General features: G+C 30.7%; 21 protein-coding genes. 8 read left to right on the top strand and 13 right to left on the bottom strand.

What is annotated here, in order from left to right:
* Positions 1-4: 4 nt before the first annotated feature.
* The 4 genes from EAH69_RS12220 to EAH69_RS12205 all read right to left on the bottom strand — a co-directional run bounded on the left by EAH69_RS12220 (position 5) and on the right by EAH69_RS12205 (position 3,434).
* Positions 5-1,147 carry a glutathionylspermidine synthase family protein gene (locus EAH69_RS12220; RefSeq protein ID WP_121935487.1) on the bottom strand — a complete coding sequence of 381 codons (1,143 nt, stop codon included), beginning with the start codon at positions 1,145-1,147 and terminating at the stop codon, positions 5-7.
* 8 nt (positions 1,148-1,155) lie between these two features.
* Positions 1,156-1,545, bottom strand: a complete 390-nt coding sequence (locus tag EAH69_RS12215; protein WP_121935486.1) for a hypothetical protein — start codon at positions 1,543-1,545, stop codon at positions 1,156-1,158.
* 8 nt (positions 1,546-1,553) lie between these two features.
* Positions 1,554-1,826 (bottom strand): hypothetical protein, encoded by a 273-nt coding sequence (locus tag EAH69_RS12210; RefSeq protein WP_121935485.1) that lies wholly within the window; start codon positions 1,824-1,826, stop codon positions 1,554-1,556.
* A 96-nt stretch (positions 1,827-1,922) separates the two neighbouring features.
* Positions 1,923-3,434 (bottom strand): succinate CoA transferase, encoded by a 1,512-nt coding sequence (locus EAH69_RS12205; RefSeq protein ID WP_121935484.1) that lies wholly within the window; start codon positions 3,432-3,434, stop codon positions 1,923-1,925.
* A 192-nt stretch (positions 3,435-3,626) separates the two neighbouring features.
* On the opposite strand from EAH69_RS12205, the gene EAH69_RS12200 reads away from it, so the two are divergent.
* Positions 3,627-4,448 carry an AraC family transcriptional regulator gene (locus tag EAH69_RS12200; protein WP_121935483.1) on the top strand — a complete coding sequence of 274 codons (822 nt, stop codon included), beginning with the start codon at positions 3,627-3,629 and terminating at the stop codon, positions 4,446-4,448.
* 4 nt (positions 4,449-4,452) lie between these two features.
* The gene (locus tag EAH69_RS12195; protein ID WP_121935482.1) at positions 4,453-5,112 is read left to right on the top strand and encodes an alpha/beta hydrolase; all 660 of its coding nucleotides are present in this window, start codon (positions 4,453-4,455) and stop codon (positions 5,110-5,112) included.
* A gap of 56 nt (positions 5,113-5,168) precedes the next feature.
* Here EAH69_RS12195 and truB read toward each other — a convergent pair whose 3' ends face one another.
* The 4 genes from truB to EAH69_RS12175 are packed head-to-tail and all read right to left on the bottom strand — an operon-like array spanning position 5,169 to position 7,948.
* Positions 5,169-5,864 carry a tRNA pseudouridine(55) synthase TruB gene (gene truB / locus EAH69_RS12190; protein ID WP_121935481.1) on the bottom strand — a complete coding sequence of 232 codons (696 nt, stop codon included), beginning with the start codon at positions 5,862-5,864 and terminating at the stop codon, positions 5,169-5,171.
* 2 nt (positions 5,865-5,866) lie between these two features.
* A complete protein-coding gene (locus EAH69_RS12185) occupies positions 5,867-6,745 on the bottom strand; it encodes an undecaprenyl-diphosphate phosphatase (RefSeq protein WP_121935480.1) in 879 nt (292 codons plus the stop codon).
* Positions 6,745-7,047, bottom strand: coding sequence for a DUF3098 domain-containing protein (locus tag EAH69_RS12180; protein ID WP_121935479.1), 303 nt, complete (start codon positions 7,045-7,047; stop codon positions 6,745-6,747). Before EAH69_RS12180 ends, EAH69_RS12185 begins: the two co-directional genes overlap by 1 nt.
* A 7-nt stretch (positions 7,048-7,054) precedes the next feature.
* A complete protein-coding gene (locus EAH69_RS12175) occupies positions 7,055-7,948 on the bottom strand; it encodes a cell division protein FtsX (RefSeq protein WP_121935478.1) in 894 nt (297 codons plus the stop codon).
* A 96-nt stretch (positions 7,949-8,044) separates the two neighbouring features.
* Between EAH69_RS12175 and rsmA the strand changes: the two genes are divergently transcribed.
* Together rsmA and mgtE are read left to right on the top strand one after the other, a co-directional pair.
* On the top strand, positions 8,045-8,812 hold the full coding sequence (gene rsmA, locus EAH69_RS12170; RefSeq protein WP_121935477.1) for a 16S rRNA (adenine(1518)-N(6)/adenine(1519)-N(6))-dimethyltransferase RsmA: 768 nt from the start codon (positions 8,045-8,047) through the stop codon (positions 8,810-8,812).
* Between the two features lie 4 nt (positions 8,813-8,816).
* The gene (gene mgtE, locus EAH69_RS12165; protein ID WP_121935476.1) at positions 8,817-10,172 is read left to right on the top strand and encodes a magnesium transporter; all 1,356 of its coding nucleotides are present in this window, start codon (positions 8,817-8,819) and stop codon (positions 10,170-10,172) included.
* A gap of 52 nt (positions 10,173-10,224) precedes the next feature.
* Here the strand turns inward: mgtE and EAH69_RS12160 are convergent, their stop codons facing one another.
* The gene (locus tag EAH69_RS12160) at positions 10,225-11,376 is read right to left on the bottom strand and encodes a sensor histidine kinase (RefSeq protein WP_121935475.1); all 1,152 of its coding nucleotides are present in this window, start codon (positions 11,374-11,376) and stop codon (positions 10,225-10,227) included.
* A gap of 157 nt (positions 11,377-11,533) precedes the next feature.
* On the opposite strand from EAH69_RS12160, the gene EAH69_RS12155 reads away from it, so the two are divergent.
* Positions 11,534-14,314: a 2-oxoglutarate dehydrogenase E1 component gene (locus tag EAH69_RS12155; RefSeq protein WP_121935474.1), complete on the top strand. Its 2,781-nt coding sequence runs from the start codon at positions 11,534-11,536 to the stop codon at positions 14,312-14,314.
* 13 nt (positions 14,315-14,327) lie between these two features.
* On the top strand, positions 14,328-15,560 hold the full coding sequence (gene odhB, locus EAH69_RS12150) for a 2-oxoglutarate dehydrogenase complex dihydrolipoyllysine-residue succinyltransferase (protein WP_121935473.1): 1,233 nt from the start codon (positions 14,328-14,330) through the stop codon (positions 15,558-15,560).
* A gap of 75 nt (positions 15,561-15,635) precedes the next feature.
* Here odhB and EAH69_RS12145 read toward each other — a convergent pair whose 3' ends face one another.
* Complete coding sequence (locus EAH69_RS12145; protein WP_121935472.1) at positions 15,636-17,948, bottom strand: outer membrane beta-barrel family protein; 2,313 nt, start codon at positions 17,946-17,948, stop codon at positions 15,636-15,638.
* A gap of 222 nt (positions 17,949-18,170) precedes the next feature.
* Here EAH69_RS12145 and EAH69_RS12140 point away from each other — a divergent pair, with 222 nt between their 5' ends.
* Both EAH69_RS12140 and EAH69_RS12135 read left to right on the top strand, forming a co-directional pair.
* The gene (locus tag EAH69_RS12140) at positions 18,171-19,646 is read left to right on the top strand and encodes a helix-turn-helix domain-containing protein (RefSeq protein WP_230466814.1); all 1,476 of its coding nucleotides are present in this window, start codon (positions 18,171-18,173) and stop codon (positions 19,644-19,646) included.
* Between the two features lie 34 nt (positions 19,647-19,680).
* Positions 19,681-20,418, top strand: coding sequence for a hypothetical protein (locus EAH69_RS12135; RefSeq protein ID WP_121935470.1), 738 nt, complete (start codon positions 19,681-19,683; stop codon positions 20,416-20,418).
* Between the two features lie 441 nt (positions 20,419-20,859).
* On the opposite strand, the gene EAH69_RS12125 is transcribed toward EAH69_RS12135, so the two are convergent.
* The 3 genes from EAH69_RS12125 to EAH69_RS12115 form a co-directional block, all read right to left on the bottom strand.
* Entirely contained in the window at positions 20,860-21,225 is a 366-nt protein-coding gene (locus tag EAH69_RS12125) for a hypothetical protein (protein WP_121935468.1), read from the bottom strand.
* A gap of 79 nt (positions 21,226-21,304) precedes the next feature.
* Positions 21,305-22,885, bottom strand: coding sequence for an FMN-binding glutamate synthase family protein (locus EAH69_RS12120; RefSeq protein WP_121935467.1), 1,581 nt, complete (start codon positions 22,883-22,885; stop codon positions 21,305-21,307).
* A 233-nt stretch (positions 22,886-23,118) separates the two neighbouring features.
* Entirely contained in the window at positions 23,119-24,705 is a 1,587-nt protein-coding gene (locus tag EAH69_RS12115) for an ABC transporter substrate-binding protein (protein WP_121935466.1), read from the bottom strand.
* Between the last annotated feature and the right edge of the window lie 46 nt (positions 24,706-24,751).

Genomic DNA, 24,751 nt, shown 5'->3' with positions numbered 1-24,751 from the left:
TATTTTAATCTTCTATAATATGTGGAACAAATCTACTTTTGTCAGTTGTGATAAATTGGTCGCTTTCGCGGAAAGTTATTCCGCAAGATTCTTGTCCAATAATCCAACTTCCAATAATTGAATATCCACTTTCTTCTTTATGAAGTTCGGCTAATTCTTGATAAATATAACCCTCTTCACCGTATTCTCCCGAAGTTTCTTCGGTTGTTTTTCCATCTTTTACAACAGTAATATTAGCACCTTCACGCGATAAAAGAGGTTTTTTTACATAATCTTTCATCTGTTGAGGTTCGCTAAAATATGTTTCTAATAACAAAGGATGGTTTGGATATAACTCCCATAAAAAAGCTAAGATAGCTTTGTTTGATAGGATCATTTTCCAAGCAGGTTCAATCCAATTTGCTTTTACTTCATCATTTTTAATGTTGTAAGCAAACATTTCATTCACCATCCATTCCCACGGATATAATTTAAATATATCTGTTATCGTCTCGTCTTCTAAATCTACAAAATTTACATTATTCCAACCAATTTCATCGATATAAATTAATTTTGTATTAATTCCTGCTTGTATAGCGCAATCTCTTAAGTATTCAACATTTGTTAAATCTTCCAAAGATTCGCGAACACAAGTAAAATGTAAAGTATCACCTTTTAAGTAAGGTTTTAACATTTTCCAAGTTTCAATTAATTTATCGTGAACGGAATTGAATTGATCTTTTGTTTCACCAAAATAATTTTCCATCCAAAGCCATTGAACTACACCACACTCAAAAAGTGAAGTAGGCGTATCGGCATTAAATTCTAATAATTTCAGTTGCTTATCTTTATCAAAAGCAAAGTCGAAACGTCCGTAAATACTTGGTGTTTCGTTTTCCCAACTTTCAATTAAATAAGGTTGGATGAATTTCGGAATTTTAAATTCGTCCAAACGATTATTTTCAATCACGTGCTCAACAGCAGCTAAACACATTTCCCATAACTGATTTGTTGCGTCAAAAATATTATCAGTTTCTTTTGGTGTGATAGAAAAATATCGATCTTCTACCCAATATGTTCTGTTATTTTCGTCTGTATGATATCCAAAACCAACATTTTCTAATCGTTCTTGCCAATTAGAGTCTTTTTGCAATTTTTTTAATTCCATTTATAAAATTAAGATGAAACTGTTTTTGATTGTGCCGATTTTCCAAATCCACCACGTACCGCTTGATTTTTCATTGCTGTTGCTTTGGCTGTATTTGTACCAACATTAGATTGTTGATGTAAACCTGGGCTAGCATATCCCATACCTCCAGTTAAACTGCGGAAAGCCATAAACCAAAGTAAAGAAGTTCCCATTCCGCCCATCATACTTTGATTATTTTGTTGTGCGTAATTTTCAGAAACATCTGTATAAGGAGCAGTAGAATCTGCACGCATAAAAACTTTTTGTTCATTTTCAGCAGGAGCAGGTTCTTCTACACGTTTCATACAAGAACTTAATACAGATGAAATTAAAACTAAAGTTACAAGTTGGCTGGCTCTTTTCTTTTTATGATTCATCCTATTAATTATTGTATTGTTACGTAAATTGGAGTTTTAATTGTGTCGTTTGCAGCTTTTACAGTTTTTAACGTGTCAATTTTTTCTCCAGCTAACTGATTATTAGACCAAATTTTTTGAGTTGTAATATGTAATACTGTATCACCAATTGTTGTAGAGCTTAAGACAACTTCTCTCGCAGAAGTTTTGTCTAGCTGTTCTAATGTTTGTTCTTGCTTATTTTCTGATTGACAAGAAAATAGTAAAGGTGTAATAAGCGTTAAGTATAATAATTTTTTCATATCTAAATTTGTCTTCTAACAAAGTTACGTTATTTCAATAAAAAAGCACTTCCTAAAAAGAAAGTGCTTTTAAATATTTTAAGGAATATCTTATAATTATCCTACTAAAGTTTCTGCTTCAACTTTTTTCATAGAACCTGTTTGCTTTAAACGAGTGTGCCATGAGAAAGCTTCTTCTAAAATGTGTGGAGTTTGACCACCTCTTTCAGCGCAAGCTCTTTCGAAGTAAGACATTAATTCTTCTTTATATTCTGGGTGAACACAGTTGTTGATGATTTCGATTGCTCTTTCACGTGGAGCTAAACCTCTTAAATCAGCTAAACCTTGCTCAGTTACAATGATATCTACATCGTGCTCTGTGTGATCGTGGTGAGATACCATAGGAACGATAGAAGAAATGTTTCCTCCTTTAGCAATAGATGCAGTAACGAAAATAGAGATGTAAGCGTTACGAGCGAAATCTCCAGATCCACCGATACCGTTCATCATGTGTGTTCCTGTCACGTGAGTAGAGTTTACGTTTCCGTAGATATCACATTCTAATGAAGTGTTGATTCCGATGATTCCTAAACGACGGATAACTTCACAAGAGTTAGAGATAGCTTGTGGACGTAAAACAACTTTATCTTTGTAGAAATCTAAATTGTTCATTACACGATTGTAACATTCTTGAGAAACTGTCATAGAAGATGCAGATGCAAAGTCCATTTTTCCAGAATCAATTAAGTCGAATGTAGAATCTTGTAAAACTTCAGAGTACATTACTAAGTTTTCGAAGTTAGAGTGTTCTAAACCTCCTAAAACTGCATTAGCAACTTTTCCGATACCACATTGTAATGGCATTAATTCTTTCGTTAAACGCCCAGCTTCAACTTCGTTTTCGAAGAAAGTAACGATGTGTTTAGCGATTCCAGCAGTAGCTTCGTCAGCAGGAACAATATCTCCAGCCATATCTGTAATATCGTGGAAAACGATAGCTTCGATTTTAGATGGGTCTAATTTAATAACGTCAGAACCGATTTTTGTATCACATGCTGTTATGTTAATTGCAGTACGTGATCCGTAATCTTCAACTTTATAAATATCGTGCATTCCACGGATTGCCGTAGGAATAGCCGTATTAACTTCTAAGATAATTTTGTCAGCGCTAGCAGCGATATCAACATTATTACCAACAGATGTAGTAGGAACAACTGAACCATCTTCTAAGATTTCTGCAACTTCTATTACGGCAACATCAATTTTGAATTGTCCGTTTAAGATGTGTTCTGCTGTTTCACCTAAGTGTTGATCAATGAATAACACATTTCCAGCGTTAATATTTTTGCGTAATGTAGTATCTACTTGGAATGGTAAACGTTTAGTTAACGCTCCATTTTCTGCTAAAGCAGCATCAGTATCGTGACCTAAAGAAGCACCAGTAATTAAAGTAACTTTTAATTCTTCTGTTTTAGCGCGCTCTGCTAATGCTTTTAATACAACTTTTGAGTCTCCACCTCTTGTAAATCCACTTGATCCAACTGTCATACCGTTTTCAAAAATCTTTGCAGATTCTTCGGCAGTCATCACTTTTGAGTGAAGATCTGTTAATTTAATTCTTTCTAACATAATGCAACTTTTTTCTTTACTTTTCAATAATTATTCCTTTATTTCTAAAGCGAATCACAAAAATTGGAATAAAAATTGGTTACTGCGTATTAAAAAAAGCCAAATATTTATCAATAAAAGCCACTATTATTTGTGTACTTTGTACAATGATATGAAATAAAGTAGTATATTAGTTTAATCTTTTACAAAACTATGAATATAAACCTAGAAACTAAATTAGATACTCGTTATTATTTAACAGAGATTGATAAGAATCCACACTCAATCTTTTGTTATCACAAAGAAATATCGGAAGCATACGTTGTTGAGCATAAGCACGATAAAGGACAATTCTTATATTGTGAAGGAGGTATTGTATATGTTAAAATAGGTAAAGAAACTTATTATCTACCAGCAAGACATTTTATGTGGATCCCTCCAAATGCAGAGCATAGTATACACCCTAATACACCAGAGGTAATTATGAGGAATCTTTATTTTCCTATTTCGGACCAAGATCATGCTTTTTATAAAAAGGTAGGAATCTATCCTGCTAACGGCTTATTACTAGAGCTATTGTTATTTACTAACAAATGGTTAGGTGATATTTCTTCTGAACATAGAAGTGATTATATTATTGGGCAGGCATTTAAAGAAATTTTACCACAAGTAAGTAAAACAAGTTTAAAACTTGCTTTACCTTTACCAACAGATGATCGTTTAAAAAAGATTGTTCAGTTTTTAGAGGATAATATGGATTCATCTATTACGATGAAAAAGATAACTGCTGAATTTGGTTTCAGTGAAAGATCTTTATCAAGATTATTCCAAAAAGATTTACAGATGACATTTGTGCAATATTTTACAATTTTACGAATGTTACGCGCTTTAAAACTTTTAATTGACGGAACATACTCTATCAGCGAAATATCTGTTATGGTTGGTTACAATAGTTTACCAACGTTTAGTAATACATTTCAAAAAGTAATTGGGGTAAGACCAACAGATTACTCAAAGAGAAAAGATATTTTATAAAAAAATGAAAATTTATCAGGTTAGTGGGTTGGGTGCAAATGGAAATGCTTTTCGAAATCTGAAACTTGAAGATGGTTTTGAACAAATTTATATTCCTTGGATTGATCCTGAAAAGGATGAAACTTTAACACATTATACTGAACGAATGATTGATAAAATAAATCCCACTGAAGATTTTCTTCTGATGGGATTATCTTTTGGTGGTATTATCGTTCAGGAAATGAATCGCTTTATCAATCCTAAACATACTATTTTATTGTCAAGTGTTAAGAGTAGGGAAGAGTTGCCAATTTTATTTCGATTTTCATCCTCAATAAATGCTCATCAAATGATTCCAATGCAATTTTTTACCTCTAGACATATATTTTCTTATATGATGATGAGAAAATTGTATTACACAAAAAAAGAAGATGCGATTGATGATATTTTTGAATTTAAAGATTCAAATTATTTAAAATGGTCGATTCATAAAATTGTAAATTGGAATCGTTCATCAGCTTATGAAATTCAAAATCTAACCCATATACATGGTAATAAAGATATTGTATTTCCGATTGGGAATATTAAAGATTGTAAAGTAATAGATGGTGGAACGCATATTATGGTAATGCAAAAACCAAAAGCAGTTAGTAAAGAAATTAACGATGTATTAATACAATTATAAATAAAAAGGTCATTCAGCAATCTGAATGACCTTTATTATTTTTATGTCAAATTTGATTATTTATTTTCTTCAAAATATGATTTTTCTAATGCAAAATTCTCTGCATTGATTACATCAAATTCTCCAATTTTAGTTCTACGTAAAGCAGTTAAATATCCACCAGAATTTAACGCTTTTCCGAAATCGAAAGCTAAAGATCTAATGTAAGTTCCCTTAGAACATTTTACTTCAAAATCAACGAAAGGTAAATCAATTCTAGTGATTTTGAATTCTTCAATTGTTACTTTTCTTGCTTTACGTTCAATTTCTTGTCCTTCACGAGCTAATTCATATAAACGTTTTCCGTCTACTTTAATTGCAGAGTGCATTGGTGGAAATTGTTCAATATCACCTGTGAATTGTTTCGTTGTTTCGTAAATCATTTCGTCTGTGATATGATCTGTTGGGAACGTTTGATCTTCTTCAGATTCTAAATCATATGTAGGAGTTGTAACACCTAATTTAATTGTTCCCGTATATGTTTTTTCTTGCGCTTGGAATTCGTCAATTCTCTTTGTCCATTTACCTGTACAGATTAATAATAAACCTGTCGCTTTTGGATCTAAAGTTCCGGCATGTCCTACTTTAATTTTTTTTAAATCGTATGCCTTACGAATATTCCAACGAATTTTATTTACAGCATCAAAAGAAGTCCAATCTAATGGTTTATCAATTAAGAAAACATGTCCTTCTTGTATCTTTTCTACATTCATAATTATTGTTGTTGAATCATCGTTGTCTCAACAGGCGCAGATTCTGTATTTGATTGTTGTGGATTTTGCCAGAAGTAAATAAGTAAACCAATACCAATAATAATTCTGTACCATCCCCAAAATTTGAATCCGTACTTTGTTAAAACAGAAATAAATGTTTTTACAGCGATTAACGCAACTATAAATGCAACAACGTTACCTACGATAAATAGTGTAATATGTTGTTGATCTTGTAAAATCATTTCATATCCTTTCATTGGATTAGCAGTTGTTTCTCCCCAAGTTTTTACAAAAACAGAGTAAACTGTTACTGCTAACATGGTAGGAACTGCTAAAAAGAATGAGAATTCAGCAGCAGCTTTACGAGATAATCCTTGTGTCATACCTCCAATAATAGATGCTGCAGAACGAGATGTTCCTGGCATCATTGCTAAACATTGCCAAAATCCAATCGTTAATGCCTTTTTTATAGTTATTTCTTTTTCATCGTCAATTTTTGGATTTTTGAACCACTTATCTACAAATAATAAGATGATACCTCCAAATACTAACATGGATGAAATAGCAACTTGATTTCCTAAAACAGCTTCAATTTTATCATCTAATAATTTACCTAAAACCAAAGCAGGTAAAACTGCGATAGCTAATTTGATATAGAAGTTAAAATTGAAATTTTCAAAATTGAAGAATTTTTTCCAGTATAAAACTACGATAGATAAAATTGCTCCAAATTGAATTGAAACTTGAAACATTTTTAAGAATTCACTTTCTGGTAATCCCATTAAGGCAGCAGTGAATCCCATGTGAGCAGTAGAAGAAATTGGTAAATATTCAGTCAATCCTTCTATAATAGCAATAATAATTGCTTCAAATAAATTCATTATTTTGCTTTATTTGGGTTAAGTAAGATGGCGTAAATTTCTACAATAAAACCGGCAATGACTAAAAATGGAGCTAAACGAATTCTTCTCCAAGAATATATATCTTCGTTCCAATAAGTAGGATCAAAAGTTCCATCAGGTGTTGTATTAGCATCATGACCAGTCATTAAGATAAATCCTAATGTGATTAATGCGATACCAATTCCCATCCAGATGTAGTTTTTCTTACCGAATAAAAAGGTAAAATCAGAACCTTTAGTAGGTTCTGATTTTATTGTATTTTGATTATTTAATGTACTCATTAAAATATTAGTATAGTTGATCAGTTTTTAATTTCAAGTATCTCCATGCAGCAAATAATGTACTGAATAAAGCGATTAAAACTCCTAAAGCGATTAAAGCTCCGATTAGCATTCCAAAGTCTGGGTTCCATAATAATAAACCAATCTTAGTAGCTAAGAAATACCATAAAATTCCTAAACCTGTAATTGCAATTACTGCAGCTAAAAATCCTAAGAATGCTCCTTCTAATAAGAAAGGTTTCATGATAAAACGTCTACGAGCACCAACTAATTGCATAGTTTTAATACTAAAACGTTTAGCGTAAATTTTTAATCGTATTGAGTTGTTGATTAATACAATAACAATTACTAAGAAAATAATTGCGAAAATCATTAACCAAAAAGTAATTGTATTGATGCTATTGTAAATTTTTACCATAGCTTGTTTATCACTTTTTACTTTATCGATTAATGGATGTTCAGCTAATTTTGTATTGATAGAATCAATTTGCTCAACAGAGTTAATTTTCTTTGGGTTTAAAGTGATTTGTACAGATGGCGGGAAAATATTTGCTTCAAATAACTCTACGTCATCAATACCTAAATCTTGTTTTGCAATTTTAGAAGCTTCTTCTTTACTAATGTAACGAGTGCTTTCGATAAAATCGTATTTAATTTTTAACGAATCGATATATTCTTTTTGCATTGATAATTCCTTGTCTTTAATCTTTGGATCATCAACGTCATTAAAATATGCTTCGATTTTTAATTCTCTTTTTAGATGTTCTGCGTAACTTTGTGCATTAATTACGATTAATCCAAATACACCTAATAAAAATAAAACTAAAGATATACTAATAACGACTGTTATGTTAGAAGAGCGAAGTCTTCCTTTCTCAAATTTATCGTTCGTTTTTGACATTTGGGTTATTTTTGGGGCTAAGATAAAAAAAACTTATTTCGAAACATAGATAATCGGTACGAAATTGGTTAAAGAAAATATAAAATTTTAAGAAATTTGAAAGTAAGAGCTAAAAAACATTTAGGGCAACATTTTTTAAATGATGAGAATATTGCACGAGATATTGCCGAAGGTTTAACTTGGGAAGGATACGATCGTGTATTGGAGATTGGTCCTGGTATGGGAGTGTTGACTAAATATATACTTCAAGCTAAAAAAAATATTGAGGTTGTTGAGATTGATACAGAATCTGTAGAGTATTTACAAGAAGTGTATCAACCTTTTTACCCAGGATTTAAAATTCATTCAGAAGATTTTCTAAAAATGGATTTTTCATCTAAATTCGATGAACAAGTTGCTATTTTAGGAAATTTCCCTTATAATATATCTTCACAGATTATTTTTAAAGCTATTGAGGAACGTGAAATGGTTCCAGAACTATGTGGAATGTTCCAGAAAGAAGTAGCAGAGCGTATAGCTTCTAAAAAAGGAACGAAAGATTATGGAATTCTTTCGGTTTTATCACAAGCATATTATCACTGCGAATATTTATTTACAGTACCAGAACACGTATTTACACCACCACCAAAAGTGAAGTCTGGAGTAATTATTATGAAGCGTTACCGTACAGAAATTGAAGGTGTAGATCGTTCTAAATTTGTACAAGTTGTAAAAGCTGGTTTTGGGCAACGTAGAAAAACTTTACGTAACGCATTAAAATCTGTTGGGATTCCTGAGCAATTAAACGAACATGAATTCTTAAATTTGCGCGCTGAACAATTATCTGTTGAGGATTTTATCGAGTTAACTAAATTGATGCAATAAGCATATGAATGTAGAAATTACAAAAGAATTTATAGAGATTCTTTCAGAAAGAATTAAAGAACAAAACGCTAAAGTTGTAAAGGAAATGTTAGAGGGTTTACACCCCGCTGATATTGCCGAGTTGTTTGATGAACTTTCCACGAAAGATCAAGCTTTTGTAATTGATTTATTAGAAAATGAAACGTCTGCCGATATCCTTCTTGAACTTGAAGAGGATGATCGTAAAAAAATCCTTCATACTTTCTCTGCTAAAGAGATTGCGAACGAAGTTATTAATGAAATGGATACCGATGATGCGGTTGACATTATCAATGAACTTTCGGATCGCAAGAAGGTAGAGGTAATTGCACAAATTGAAGATAAGGAACAGGCAAAAGAAATTGTAGAATTACTTCGATATGATGAAGATACTGCCGGTGGTTTAATGGGAAAAGAGCTGATTAAAGTTAATAAAGACTGGTCAGTGATTACTGCTGTTAAACAAATGCGTAAACAAGCAGAAGATTTAGAAGAGGTTTTTTCTATATATGTTGTTGATGACGATGATATTTTGTTAGGAACTCTTTCGTTAAAAAAGTTTTTAACTACATCTGCTAATACAAAAGTAGAAGATGTTTATAATTCTAAAATACAATATGTAAATATCGATACGCCAGATATGGAAGTTGCAAAAGTGATAGAAAAATATGACTTGTACGAAGTTCCGGTTATTGACGAGTTAAAAAGACTTGTTGGTGTAATTACGGTTGACGATGTTTTAGATGTAATTAGAGAAGAAGCAGAAGAAAACTATCAGTTAGCAGCCGGTATTACACAAAATGTTGATTCGGATGATGGAATTTTAAAATTAACTAAAGCACGTTTGCCATGGTTAATGATTGGTATGTTAGGTGGATTAGGGGCAGCTTCTATCATGTCTGGCTTCGAATCTGCGTTAGAAAAATATACTATTTTGTTAATGTTTGTACCTTTGATTCAATCAACTGCCGGAAATGTAGGAATACAATCTTCAGCTATTGTTGTACAAGGTTTGGCAAATGGTTCTATAAAAGGAGGAATTTTAAAACGATTAGGTAAAGAATTCTTATTAGGTTTATTAAACGGATTAGGAATTGCCTTGGTTGTTTTATTAATTACTCATTTTGTATTCGGAACAACGTATTATGTTTCTATGACAATTTGTATTGCATTAGTAGCTGTTATTATTAATGCTGCAATAATTGGAACATTTATTCCTATATTTTTAAATGGGAGAGGAGTGGATCCAGCGGTTTCAACCGGTCCATTTATTACGACAAGTAACGATATCATCGGAGTTTTTATTTACTTCATGATAGCAAAAGCGATATTAGGTTTTTAATCCATATAATAAAGTATAAAAAAGGCTTTCAGATTTCTGAAAGCCTTTTTTCTTATCGTTTTAATATAATTTTAAAAATAGTTCCTTTTTCTTTAGATGATTCAAAAACAAAAATTTTACCATTATGGTAATTTTCGATGATTCTTTTAGCTAAAGACAAGCCTAATCCCCAGCCACGTTTTTTAGTAGTAAAACCAGGTTCGAATATCTTTTTTTGTAATTTCTGTGGAATCCCAGGTCCAGTATCACTAACACAAATTTCTATATTTCGACCAATAGTATTAATGCTTACATCCAATACACCTTTATTTTGCATAGCATCAGCCGCATTTTTTATAAGATTCTCGATAACCCAACTGTATAATAAAGGATTCATTTTAGTTGTGATTTCTTCTAATTGGGTTTCGAAATTTAGTTCAATCCCCTTACTAATACGTTGTCTTAAATAAGTTAAAGTTGTTTTGGTTATATCTACTAAATTATGATTATCTAATTCTGCTTCAGATCCAATCTTAGAAAAACGTTCAGCGATATGTTTTAATCGATTTACATCTTTCTCAATTTCTAAAATAGGAGTTTGATCAATTTCTTCTAATTTTAATAATTCAACCCAACCCATTAAAGAAGAAAGTGGAGTTCCAATTTGATGAGCAGTTTCTTTTGCCATTCCGGCCCACAGGTAACTTTTTTCAGTGTCTCTAATACTCTTAAAGTATAAATAAGAAAAAAGAATAAATAATCCACATAATAAAATTAGGATAACGGGATAATATCTTAGTTGATTTAAAAGATTTGAATTCGAATAATACACATGATTTTTACCATCAGGTAAATCAATTTCTATGTGCATATTTTCGTTTTTTAGTTTATCAACAAATTTCTTTAATTTCTTAGTGTCATTTTCTATTGTTGGGTCAATATTTTTAGTAAAACTAATATTATTTTGTTCATCAATCAGGATAACAGGAATTGTTTGGTTATCTTCGATTAGTTTAAATAAAAAATCTTGTGTTTTTGGATCGATAAATTCGTTTTGGCTGATTAACTCTAACGATTTCGCATAATTTTCAATTTTTGATTTTTCAACAACCTTTAATTGTTTTACAATTTTGTTCGAAATCCAGATAGTTAACGAAAAAATTATACAGATTAAACTGAAGCCAATCCATTGATTCGATAGTTTTTTGCTTAAAAATTCACGCATAAACACGATGTTTCTTTCAAAAGTTCTTATCAAATGTAATAATAAATTAACTATAATATATTTTTATGGCAGGATAAGATAAATATGATGAAAGTAATTTTTTTTAAAAACTTAAATAGTTTATTTTTGTAGCTAAATCTCATAGAGAGTAAAATTTATGGATCGTTTTTCGTTTTTAAACGCCGCTCATATTGAATTTATCGGCGAGTTATATGACCAGTATATCCAATATCCGGATAGTGTAGAGCCTAGTTGGAAAGCATTTTTCCAAGGGTATGATTTCGCAAACGCGACTTATGATGGAGAGCCATTATTTGTAGCAACAGCTCCTGCAAGAGAGAGTAAAGTTGCTCAGCAAGTGGTAAACCCAGCAGTTTCAGCTCAAGTTCCTGACTCAGTTCAGAAGGAATTTAAGGTTATTAATTTGATTAATGCTTACCGTACACGTGGGCACTTATTCACAAAAACTAACCCTGTTAGAGAGCGTAGAAAGTGGGAACCAACATTAGCTTTAGAAAACTTCGGTTTATCTCAAGCTGATTTAAACCAAACTTTCACTGCGGGAGAAATTTTAGGTATTGGTGGAGCAATTACTTTAAAAGAAATTGTTAACCATTTAGAAGAAATGTACTGTGATTCAATTGGTGTTGAATACATGTACGTTAGAGAGCCTCAGAAAATTGAGTGGATTCAAAATTGGTTAAACCAAAATTTAAACCACCCAAAATTATCTAAAGAGGATAAAGAAAGAATTTTATTTAAGTTAAATCAAGCAACTGCTTTTGAAAACTTCTTAAATACAAAATACGTAGGACAAAAACGTTTTTCTGTTGAAGGGAACGAGTCTTTAATCCCAGGATTAGATACGTTAATCAACCGTTCATCTGATTTAGGTGTTCAAGAGGTTATCGTTGGTATGGCTCACCGTGGACGTCTTAACGTATTAGCTAACATCTTTGGGAAGTCTTATTCTCAAATCTTCTCAGAATTCGAAGGAAAAGCTTTTGATACAGATTTAGTAGCTGGTGATGTTAAATATCACATGGGTTCTACTAACACAATCCAAGCATCTAACGGAAAAGATGTTAAAATTAACTTAGCACCAAACCCTTCTCACTTAGAAACTGTAGATGCAGTTGTAGAAGGTATTACACGTGCAAAAGCTGAAAAAGAATATAACGAAGATTACTCTAAAATCTTACCTGTATTAATTCATGGTGATGCTGCGGTTGCTGGACAAGGAATCGTATACGAAGTATTACAAATGATGTCTTTAGAAGGATACAAAACAGGTGGTACAGTTCACGTTGTAGTAAACAACCAAATTGGTTTTACAACTAACTATTTAGATTCTCGTTCATCTACATATTGTACAGATATAGCTAAAGTAACTTTATCTCCAGTGTTACACGTTAACGCGGATGATGCTGAAGCAGTAGTACACGCTTTCCGTTTTGCTGCTGATTACCGTGCACAATTCGGACAAGATGTTTTCATCGATTTATTAGGATACCGTAAATATGGTCACAACGAAGGTGATGAGCCTAAGTTTACTCAACCAAAATTATACGATGCTATCGCTAAGCACCCTAACCCTCGACAAATTTATTTAGATAAATTATTACAAGAAGGTGCAGTAGGTGCAGATATCGTAAAACAAAAAGAAGAAGAATTCAAAGCTTTATTAGAAGAAAACTTTACAGCTTCTAAAGAAATTGAGCGTAACAAATTATTCCCTTTCATGCCAGAAGTATGGGAAGGATATGAAATTGCTGAAGGAGATAAAGTATTTGAAAAAGCAAATACAGCATATGATGCTGACGCATTAAAAGAAATTGCTAAAACAATTTCAACAATTCCTGGAGATAAAAAATTCATTCGTAAAATTGTTCGTTTAGTTGAAGGACGTGCGAAAATGATCGAAGAAGATAAAATCGACTGGGGATTAGGAGAAGCTTTAGCTTTTGGATCTATCTTAAAAGATGGTCGTGATATTCGTTTATCTGGAGAAGACGTTCAACGTGGTACTTTCTCTCACCGTCACGCAGTAATTAAAACTGAAGACACAGAAGAAAAAGTAACTTTGTTAAACGAAATTTCTGAAGATCAAGGTAAATTTAGAGTTTACAACTCTTTATTATCTGAGTACGGAGTATTAGGATTCGATTACGGATATGCAATGGCAAATCCAAAAGCATTAACTATTTGGGAAGCACAATTTGGTGACTTTACAAATGGAGCGCAAATTATGATCGACCAATACATCTCTGCTGCAGAAGATAAATGGAGATTACAAAACGGATTAGTAATGTTATTACCTCACGGATACGAAGGACAAGGTGCTGAACACTCTTCTGCACGTTTAGAGCGTTTCTTACAACAAACTGCTGATAACAACATGATTGTTGCGAACATTACAACTCCAGCTAACTTCTTCCACGCTTTAAGAAGACAAGTGGTTACAGATTACCGTAAACCATTAGTAGTAATGTCACCAAAATCATTATTACGTCATCCACAAGCTGTTTCTAAATTAGAAGATTTCACAACTGGATCTTTCGAAGAAATTATCGAAGATACATTTGTAGATCCTAAAAAAGCGAAAAAAGTAGTTTTCTGTTCAGGAAAAATTTACTACGAATTAGCTAAGAAACGTGAAGAATTAGGAGATACAACAACAGCTATCGTACGTTTAGAACAATTATACCCAATCCAAGAAGGACGTATTGAAGGTATTATTGAAAAATACGGTGACGCTGAAGTAATCTGGGCTCAAGAAGAACCAGAAAACATGGGAGCGTGGGGTTACATCTTACGTAGATACCGTAAACTTCCATTTGAAGTAGTTTCTCCAAAAGAATCTGCTGCAACTGCACCAGGATCTAGCAAGCGTTGGGCTGCTATTTACGAAGAGGTAATTAATAAAGTATTTAAATAAAAAAATAAAGCTAATAGATATGTTAGAAATGAAAGTCCCTTCACCAGGGGAGTCTATCACGGAAGTAGAAATCGCTACTTGGTTAGTTAAAGATGGTGATTACGTAGAGAAAGACCAAGCTATTGCTGAGGTTGATTCAGATAAAGCAACATTAGAATTACCAGCAGAAGAAAGTGGTATTATTACTTTAAAAGCTGAAGAAGGTGATGTTGTAGAAGTAGGTCAAGTTGTTTGTCTTATTGATACTTCAGCTGCTAAGCCAGAAGGTGCTGCTGCACCAGCTGCTGAAGCTCCTAAAGCTGAAGTTAAGGAAGAAGTTAAAGCTTCACCAGCTCCGGCTGCGCCTGCTGCACCAGCTCCAACTTACGCTACAGGTACTCCATCTCCAGCTGCTAAAAAAGTTTTAGACGAGAAAGGTGTTGATGCTGCTCAAGTAGCAGGTACAGGACGTGACGGACGTATCACTCAAGCAGACGCTGTACGCTATACTCCAGCAATGGGGCAAGCGCCAGTTTCAGGTGTTCGTTCTTCTTCAGAGAAAAAATTATCTTCATTACGTCGTAAAATTGCTCAACGTTTAGTTTCTGTTAAAAATGAAACTGCAATGTTAACAACATTCAACGAAGTTGATATGTCTGCAATTTTTGCTTTACGTAACGAATACAAAGACGAGTTTAAAGCTAAACACGGTGTAGGATTAGGATTTATGTCTTTCTTCACTAAAGCTGTTACTCGCGCTTTAGAGTTATACCCAGACGTAAACTCTATGATCGATGGTGATTACCAAGTTAAATTTGATTACTCTGACGTTTCAGTTGCTGTATCAGGACCAAAAGGTTTAATGGTACCAGTAGTTCGTAACGCTGAGAATTTAACTTTCCGTGGTGTTGAGCAATCTATCAAAGATTTAGCAATCAAAGTACGTGACGGTAAAATTACTGTTGATGAAATGACAGGAGGTACATTTACAATCACTAATGGTGGTGTATTTGGATCTATGATGTCTACTCCAATCATCAACCCACCTCAATCAGGTATCTTAGGAATGCACAATATTGTTGAGCGTCCAGTTGTTAAAAACGGACAAATCGTTATTGCTCCAATGATGTATGTTGCATTATCTTACGATCACCGTATCATTGACGGACGTGAGTCAGTTGGTTTCTTAGTTGCTGTTAAAGAAGCATGTGAGGATCCATTAAATGTATTAATGGGAGGTGATGCACGTAAAGCATTAGAATTATAATTTGAAGTAAAAATTATAACATCCATAAATTAAAAGCCGTTCGTAAGAACGGCTTTTTTTGTATTTAATTAATGATTATTTGATTCTTTTTTCATTATCATTCACTTTAATTTCTTTGGTAATTGGTTTGTCTAAACGTCCAAAATTATATTTAATTCCTGCAGAAAATTCTTGATAATCTACTAAAAATAGATTTTTTGACCTTATCTTATCATAGTTTAATGTTTCGGAGAATTTCATTTGTTTGAATACATCATTAAAGCGTAAAGTAAAATCAAAATTCTTATATGTTTTACTCAATCCAAGGTTGGTGATGAGTTGTGAATTACGCTTATAAATACCTTCTATTCGTTTTGTTAACCAATAACCATCAATCGTTAAGGTGAAATTATTTCCTAATTTAAAATTATGATTTGAATAGAAGTACAAATACGGACTTGAATTTATTAATTCAGCTTTTTTATCTAAAATTTTATTGTAAATCATTGATAAACTTAGTTGTGTAGACCAAAATTTGTACTCAAAAGGAACATCAATTCCTATTGAAAAGCTATTTTCTTGATCAAAATTAACTGTTGTAAATGTTGATATATTACGGTCTTGATTGTATACCAAAGTATAATTCATCGGATTTTTACTTTGGTAATAAGTGAAACTAAAATTCCATTTTTTTAAGGAATAATTTGTTGAAAATGTATTGGTATACGTGGGTATAATATTAAAATTTCCACTGTATTCGATGTAAGGACTTCCGTATAAATTTCCAGAAGAAATAGTACTATAATTCGGTCGATCTATCGTTCGTTTAAAATAAACCGTTAAAGCATTTTTATTTTCAAACTCATAATTAAATTCCAAGTTAGGAAACCAATCGACATATTTTTTATCGATATCAGTTAATTGTTTGATTTTGTCAAATCCATTAGAATTAGTCGTTTCAACTCGCATTCCAACTTTATAATCCCAATGATTAAAACTATTTAAGTATTGAAGATATCCTGCAAAATTTAGTTCATTGAAACGATATAAAAATGTTTCGGTTGATAGATCAGGAAAAATGGTTTCATTATTTGTTCTTGCTTTTGCTTGAGTAAATCGACCTCCAAATTCAATTTTTTGATCAGATTCAAATTTTTTCTCAAAATCGATCTTTCCAGCAAGAACATTTATTCGGTATTTTTGAAAACGAGATTGATTGTATTCTGTCCCATTTTCATTAATATTATTGTAAAATTTGTAAGAAGTTCCTACATTATAAACAGTGTATTGTAAACCAAAGAGAAGATTTGCATCAATCTCCTTAATATTTTTATTGTAATTAAGTAATGTGTTTACAAAATTTCGATGATTTTCATTTTGATTTATCGTTAAAATGCTTTCTTTTACATTGTTCGCATCATACTGTGTATGATTATCAATTATGCCATTATCTTTTCTGAAGTTAGAATTAACTGAAAAATTTAGATAATCTCCATTATCATTTAATTCTTGAAAATAACTTGTGTTTATAATAAAATAAGGTCGTTTAGTTTGCGATTTTATAAAATAATTAGACTTGATATTTTCATTTTTCAGCTCATAATCGAAACCATTTCCTTCCCATGGATTCAGTTGATTGTAAGAAGCGCTAATTTTGTATTCACTTTTCTTTTTACGAAATTGAAAAGTAGAATTTAAGTAATGATTAAACTTTTTCTTGAATGAAAAAGTTTCTTGTAAGGTAAATTTTAAACCATCTTTTTTACTTTTCTTAAGATTAATCTTGAGAACTGATTTTCCATTAGCCTCATATTTAGCAGAAGGATTTTTAATAATTTCGATTGATTTTATATCCTCAACAGTTAAATTTATTAAGGAATTTATATCAACTTGTTGATCGTCCAAGTACAATAATGGAGTGCCTTTTCCTATAATTGTCAATGATTCTTGATCAGTACCTAATTGTAATCCTGGTAATTTTGATAGTAATTGAGTTGTTGTGGAAGAATTGTTTAAAGAAGAATTAGCTACATCAATCAAAAGATTTCCTCTTTCTATTTTTACAGTATTTTTCTTTCCATTTAGCACGACTTCATTGATGTTAATTGTGTCATTTAAATAGAAATTGACTGATTTATTTTGATCTAAATAAAATGGTTTTTCTTCTAATATTTGATTGTTAAGAATTATTGAAATGGAGTAGATTGAAGGTTCTAAATTTTCAAAGGAAAAATTAGAATTATTAATTTGAATTTGTTTTATAATATCTTGTTCTTCATTATATAAAATAATTTCGGCTTCGATAGTTTGATTGTTATTTTCGGATTTTATATTTCCTATTATAGAATATTTTTCTTGAGCAAAAGATGTAATTTGTAATAGAAAAATAAATAAAGTTAGAAATTTCATAGTAAATTGTCTTAATCGTTGTTTTACTTAATGTTAGTAGTTGTATTCGTTTTGTTAAAACAATTTTAATTTATATTTTTAATAGAATATTATATACTTGGTGTCAAATGATAATTGTTCACAATGTTATTTAAATAGCTGAATATTAATATGTTGAATTTTTATATTTCGGTAAATAGAAGTCTTAATTTTTTTCTTGTTTTGTTATTCATATTCAGTTCAATGAACTTGTTTGGAAAATCACAAAATGAGAAAGCTGAATTCTTACGTCAAAAAAATAACGATTTGGTTGAAGAAAATTTGCGTATTCTTGATTCCACTATTACTACTGCCTATCGATTAAATAATAAAACTGTACTAAGTGAAGCTTATATCGATAAAGGAAACTATTTTTTGACTCAACGAAATTATAGTAATGCTTTAAAGAATTTCACAATCTCCAGTAACATTTCGAAAGAAATAAAGAATGATTTTACTTATTATTCAGCCTTGGTAGGAATTGCAAAAGCAAAAGAAAATCTGACCGAAATAAATGCTTCAATTAAATTATATGAAGAATCGTTGACTTATTTCGAAAAATCCAAAAGTCAACCAAAAGCATTTAGTTTATATCTTACAATTCTTGGTCAGTTAACCTATTTATACGGGAAAACAAATAATATTACTAAAAGCGAATATTATAATAAAATTGAGTTGGCGGAAACAAAAGATACGGTTAATTATCAGTACGCACTGAAAAACAAAGGAATTATAGATTTTTATAAAAAAGATTATCGTTCCGCATTCTATACAATCAAAAAAGCACAACAAACATTTTGGAAACTAAATGACATCAAATGGTATACAATTTCTGAACAATTTTTGGGAGAGATTTTGTATCAAGAGAAGAAAAATAAAGAAGCAAAAGAATATTTTGATAATGTAATTGAATTTTCAAAACAATATAATATCCTTGATGAAGAGATTCGACTTTCGTATGAACGAGTGATAGAATACAATGAAATGTATGGTAACAATCAAGATAAATTGGTTGCAGTAAATAATTTATTATCCTTTGATAGTTTGTTTTATATTTCTGATAATATTATATTGAAACCTAATATTGACAAATATGAAAATGCTTTTCTAAAAACTGAACGTAATCAGTTAAAAGAGAAGAATCGTACTTACAAAATGTTGGCTTTTTTTAGTTTGGTTTGTGTAGTTGTTATTAGTTGCGTTGTAATTTTTAAAACAAATCAAAAGTTAAAAAGAAAGCAATCTTCTTTGCTCGAATCTATTGATAATATATCTTCAAGTAATTCTAGAGAAGCGGCTTTCAATAAATTAAAAAGGAGCAATGATAATATAATTTTAGACCAAGATTTTGAAGAAAGTTTATTGCTTTTCGAGAAACAAGAACTTTTTCTAAATCCAAAAGTTAGTTTGAATGATTTGGTTATAGAATTAAATGCAAACAGGTCAGTAGTTTCAAATTATATCAACAGATCAAGGTCAAAAAACTTTAATCAATACATTAACCAATTAAGAATTAATCATATTTTGAAACGTCTTGAATCTGAACCTAATCTCAGAAAATATACAATTGACGCTTTAGCAGAAGAAATAGGGTTTAATTCGAGAAAGACGTTTTCGGATGCATTTTTAGAACATACTGGATTTCGTCCGTCTAATTATATCAAGAAGTTTGACTTTTAAATGTTATATTAGTTAATCTAATATTGAAATTTAAATGAAAAAGTTAATCCTACCAATTCTACTATTTTTAGCCTTAGTTCCATCTAAAGCACAATTGAAAATTGATAAAAAAGAAATTGAAAAATTTATTGAATATAACCAATCAGAATCTAAAAAATCAATTTCAAAACTTGAGATTTTATCAGCTAATGAAAAGATTGTAGTTGTTAATGATTCAATATTTTACACGAAAGAATTTAAGAATTTAGATACAAATAAAAGTTACTATTTCGAGATGAATTTTGATGTAAATGATTTAATCAATGTTGAGGATTTAAATGAAGAAGGTTTAAAACTTGATAAAGCTCCATATAAAGTTGTTACTATTTTGAACGATAATTCTAAAGAAGAAAAGGAATATCAATCTAATCATCAATTGGATGAATTATTTAAACGTATCAGAAAAAAGACAAATGATGATTTTAAATATTTTCTAAATTTTCTTCCATCTGGGAATTATACATATAATTTAATTATCAATCAACCAATAAAAGTAAAATCAGACTTTTTTAATCATTTAGAAAAGTTAATGAATGATAAGGGAGTTTATATAGCTAATGAATCTTTAAATCAGCCTAAAATCCTTTTAAATGACAAACAAGTTTCTTTTGATGAAGTTGATAAAGTTCAAGCTGATCAAGTGAAATCAATATCAATTTATAAAGACGAAAAATCAATAGTTTTATATGGATCATCTGCCAAAAATGGAATTGTTATTATTGAAACTAAATAAGAAGTCTAGATGAAAGAAATAATATCAATACGGATTAAACCTTATATTTTAATAAGTATCATAATTTTACTTATTATATTTTATTCGGGATTATTTTTATATGATGATGGAACTCTAAAAGATATAAGAAATTATCTTTATTTATCAATTTTGTTCTTTTTAGTTTTGGTTGTAGAATCTTATAAAATGAAAGTGTTTCTTTTAGAAAATGGAATTTTAAAACAAACGTTTTTTACTAAAAAGTTTTATTCAATAGATAACATTAAATCGATTTCAATTTTCGAAAAATAAAATTATCTCATAGTTAATGGGACAAATGGATTTATTAAAATTGGTTGGGATTATAAAGATTTTCTAAAGTTTAAAACTGAAATGATTTCTTTTGCAAAGTTGAATGGATTAAAAATTAATTATAAATCTAAATGGTGGCAAAATCTAAATTTATAATTTTTTAATTTCTTGACACAAAAATATGAAAGCTAAAGGTGTTAAAAAGAATAAAACAATATAGATTTCACCAATTAATTTTTCCATTTTGGATTCATTAACCCATTTCTCTCTCAACTTTAAATATTTTCCTTTATAGTTTTTCCTTACAAAGTATCCTATGATAAAAAAGCTAAGACTATAGAGAATTATAGCGCTAGAATCAATTTTAATTAAATCAGATATAAAAACTAGAAATGGAATTGTGTATAAAGAAACAATAAATGTTAATGCTAGTATAGCGGTAAAAGCATCAACTCCATCATTTTTAAAATGCCTTTTAGCAGTTCTGTAATAGGTATAATCTAAGATGTTTCTCATAAATTAAGATTCAAATTTAAAACAAAAAAGCGACTTGAATTTTCAAGTCGCTTTTTGTTTATTGTTTATAGAAATTAAATTATCTCGCTAAAGCAGATTTTGTTTTAATTTCTTGCATAATATCTTCTTTTGTACGTCCGATATAAGATCCAATTTCTACAATTGGATATAATTGATCGTAAGCCATTACACGTGTATTATCAACTCTTAAGTTAACGTGGCTTCTATTGAAATCTCTATGAGATGTAACTCCAGTTGCAGATATTAACTCAGATAAAATGTGCATTGTTTTCTTGTGGAAGTTAAACATACGAGTCGCTTTATCTTGTACGTCTAAACCTTTCATTAAATCGCGGTCTTGTGTCGCAACACCAACCGGGCATGTATTTGTATTACATTGTAAAGCTTGGATACAACCAACAGCCATCATCATTGCACGTGCAGAGTAAACTAAATCTGCACCAATTGCCATAACACGAGCTATGTGGAAAGAAGAGATGATTTTACCAGAAGCAATAACACGAATGTCTTTCTTTAAATCGTAACCTCTTAATGTATCAACCGCGAAAGCTAAACCATCTAATAACGGCATACCTAAAGAGTTAGAAAACTCTACAGGAGCAGCTCCAGTACCACCTTCACCACCATCAATAGCGATAAAATCTGGTTTGATTCCTGTTTTTATAATTGCTTCACAAATTTCGACGAATTCTTCTTTGATACCAATACAAATTTTGAAACCAACTGGTTTTCCACCAGATAATTCTCTTAATTGTTTAATGAAATGTAACATTCCTTCAGCATCAGAGAAAGCAGAGTGAGATGGAGGAGAATCTACAGTTGTGTAAGGTTCTACCGCACGAATAGCAGCAATTTCTGGTGTATTTTTATTTGCTGGTAAAATTCCTCCGTGACCTGGTTTCGCACCCTGAGAAATTTTTAATTCAATCATTTTAACATTTGGTAAATTAGCACGTTCTACATACTTATCAGCATCAAAACCACCATCAGTAGCACGACATCCGAAGTATCCAGTACCAATTTGCCAAATTAAATCACCACCTGGTTGTAAGTGGTATGGAGAAATTCCTCCCTCACCTGTATTGTGAGCAAAGTTTCCTAATTTAGCACCCTTGTTCATTGCTAGAACGGCATTCTCACTTAATGATCCGAATGACATTGCAGAAATGTTTAATAAACTTGCTAAATAAGGCTGTTTACAATCATCACCACCAATTTTTACACGAGGATCATCAGCGTGTTTAATTTTACCTGCATACATCGAGTGGTTTAACCATTCGTATCCAGATTCGTAAACGTCTAATTGCGTACCAAAAGGAACTGTATCAATTACATTTTTAGCACGTCTATAAACCATAGAACGCATTAAACGATCAATAGGTTTACCTTCAGTATCCGTTTCTACAAAATATTGCATAATTTCTGGACGAATACTTTCTAACATGTAACGGAAATTACCAACTACTGGATAATTACGACGAATAGCATGTCTTTTTTGTGACATATCATAGATACCAACTAAAATAATTGGTGCTATAATAACTAATGTCCAAAGAATACCAGTCCAAAAATAAGAGATTCCTAAAATGGCTAGAACAAGTAGTATTGAGATGATTACAAATCCTTGTCTTACTTTCATAAGTGTTTACTTAAAATAAATAATAGTTCAAATTTTAAAGTTCAAATATATTTAAAAAACGGCATTCAGAATTATGAATTTCACATTTTTTTAAAAAACTAATATTAATGTTAGTTGTTTTTGAACCTTTAATTTTAAAGACTTTCTAATCTTTTATATGGTTTCAGAAATATTATGAAATGAATAAAGTATGTTATTAAATTATTTCTAAGATTTTGGTTTATTTCTTGACGTTATTTTTCTTTATAAACCCTTGTTAAATCAAGAATTTTGATTGGGCTGATTTGAAAACCTTTCACTTTTTTATTCAAAAATATCGCTGTTTGATCGTAAAATAATGGCAAAATTGGAGACGATTTCATCATTAATTGATCCATTTCTGCATAAATCCTCGCACGTTGGTCTAAATCGTTAATTAAAAATGATTGTTCATATAGCTTATCATAAGCTTCATTTTTGTAATGTGAATAGTTTGGACCTTCTGGAGCAAAGTTTTTAGAATAATATAAAGACAAGAAATTTTCAGCATCTGGATAATCTGCTCCCCAATTGGCTCTAAATAATGAAAATTTACCTGTTGATTTTCCATCACGCATCGTTGGTCCAGGAACTACATTTACTTGAATTGGTAAACCAAGTTTAGCCATTTCAGCCGAGATATATTCACAGATATCTACATATTCTTGTACCGTAGTTAATTCAATCGGTTTGATGTTACCTTTTTCTTTTTTATAGCTATTGATTAATTCTCGTGCTTTTTGCGGATCAAATTTATATCCAGAATTGGCAGAATATCCTGGTAAACCTTTCGGAATGAATCCTCCATCTGCAGGGAAAGCCATTCCTTTCATCATATACTTAATGATTTTGTTTTTATCGACACCATAATTTAACGCTTCACGTAATTTAGGATCAATTGCATTAGGATGATCTAAATAAAAACATAAGTAAACTGTACTTAAATATGGAGATTTTAGTAAAGTGATATTCTCAGTATATTTTTCGCTTAGTTGTCCCAATGGATTTAGGATTTCGTCTTTATAAGATGGATCTAAATCGGCCATCATATCAATATTACCTTTAATTAATTCTAAAAATTCAGAATTTTTTTCAGGTAAAAATGTAATATTCACAGCTTCTAAATAAGGTAAACGAGTGCCTTTTTCATCAAATTCAAAATACATTGGATTTTTACGTAAAACCATTTTTACATTGTCCTCCCATATTTTAAATTGAAACGGACCTGTACCAATTGGATGTTTTAAAAAATCTTCATTTCCATTTTTAAATAATTCGTGTGGAACAACCGAAGCATATTTCATTGAAATTAAACCTAAAAAAGGAGGAAAGGCTTCTTTTAGATTAATTTCTAGTATAGTGTCATTTATGGCTTTATAATCAAAAATATTATTCATAATCCATCCTCCAGAACCACCTGCTTTAGGATCGTTAAGTCTATTAAATGAATACACAAAGTCATCTGCAACTACATTTCTCGTAGAATCTTTTCCGAAAATTGGATGTTTGTGAAAGAAAATATCACTGTTTAAAGTAAAAGTATATGTCTTTCCATCATCAGAAATTGTCCAAGATTTTGCAATATCTGGTTCAATTTCTAAATTTTGGTTAATTTTAACTAAGCTATTATACATCAAGTTACAAGCCCAGTTATTGGCTTGTGTTCTTGCATTAATAGGATCTAATGAAGATATGTTATCGTATCTATTCAATTTAAAAACTTTAGATTGATCGATATCGGTTTGTTTTTGACAACTTATAAAACAAATTGTTATTAAAATGTAACCTAAGTGTTTAATCATGGTTAATGTTAAATTTTTTATAGTTCAAAACTATGCATTATTTATT

The sequence above is a fragment of the Faecalibacter macacae genome (assembly GCF_003687725.1).
Taxonomy (GTDB): Bacteria; Bacteroidota; Bacteroidia; order Flavobacteriales; family Weeksellaceae; genus Empedobacter; species Empedobacter macacae.
This window is presented reverse-complemented; position numbering and strand designations above follow the sequence as displayed.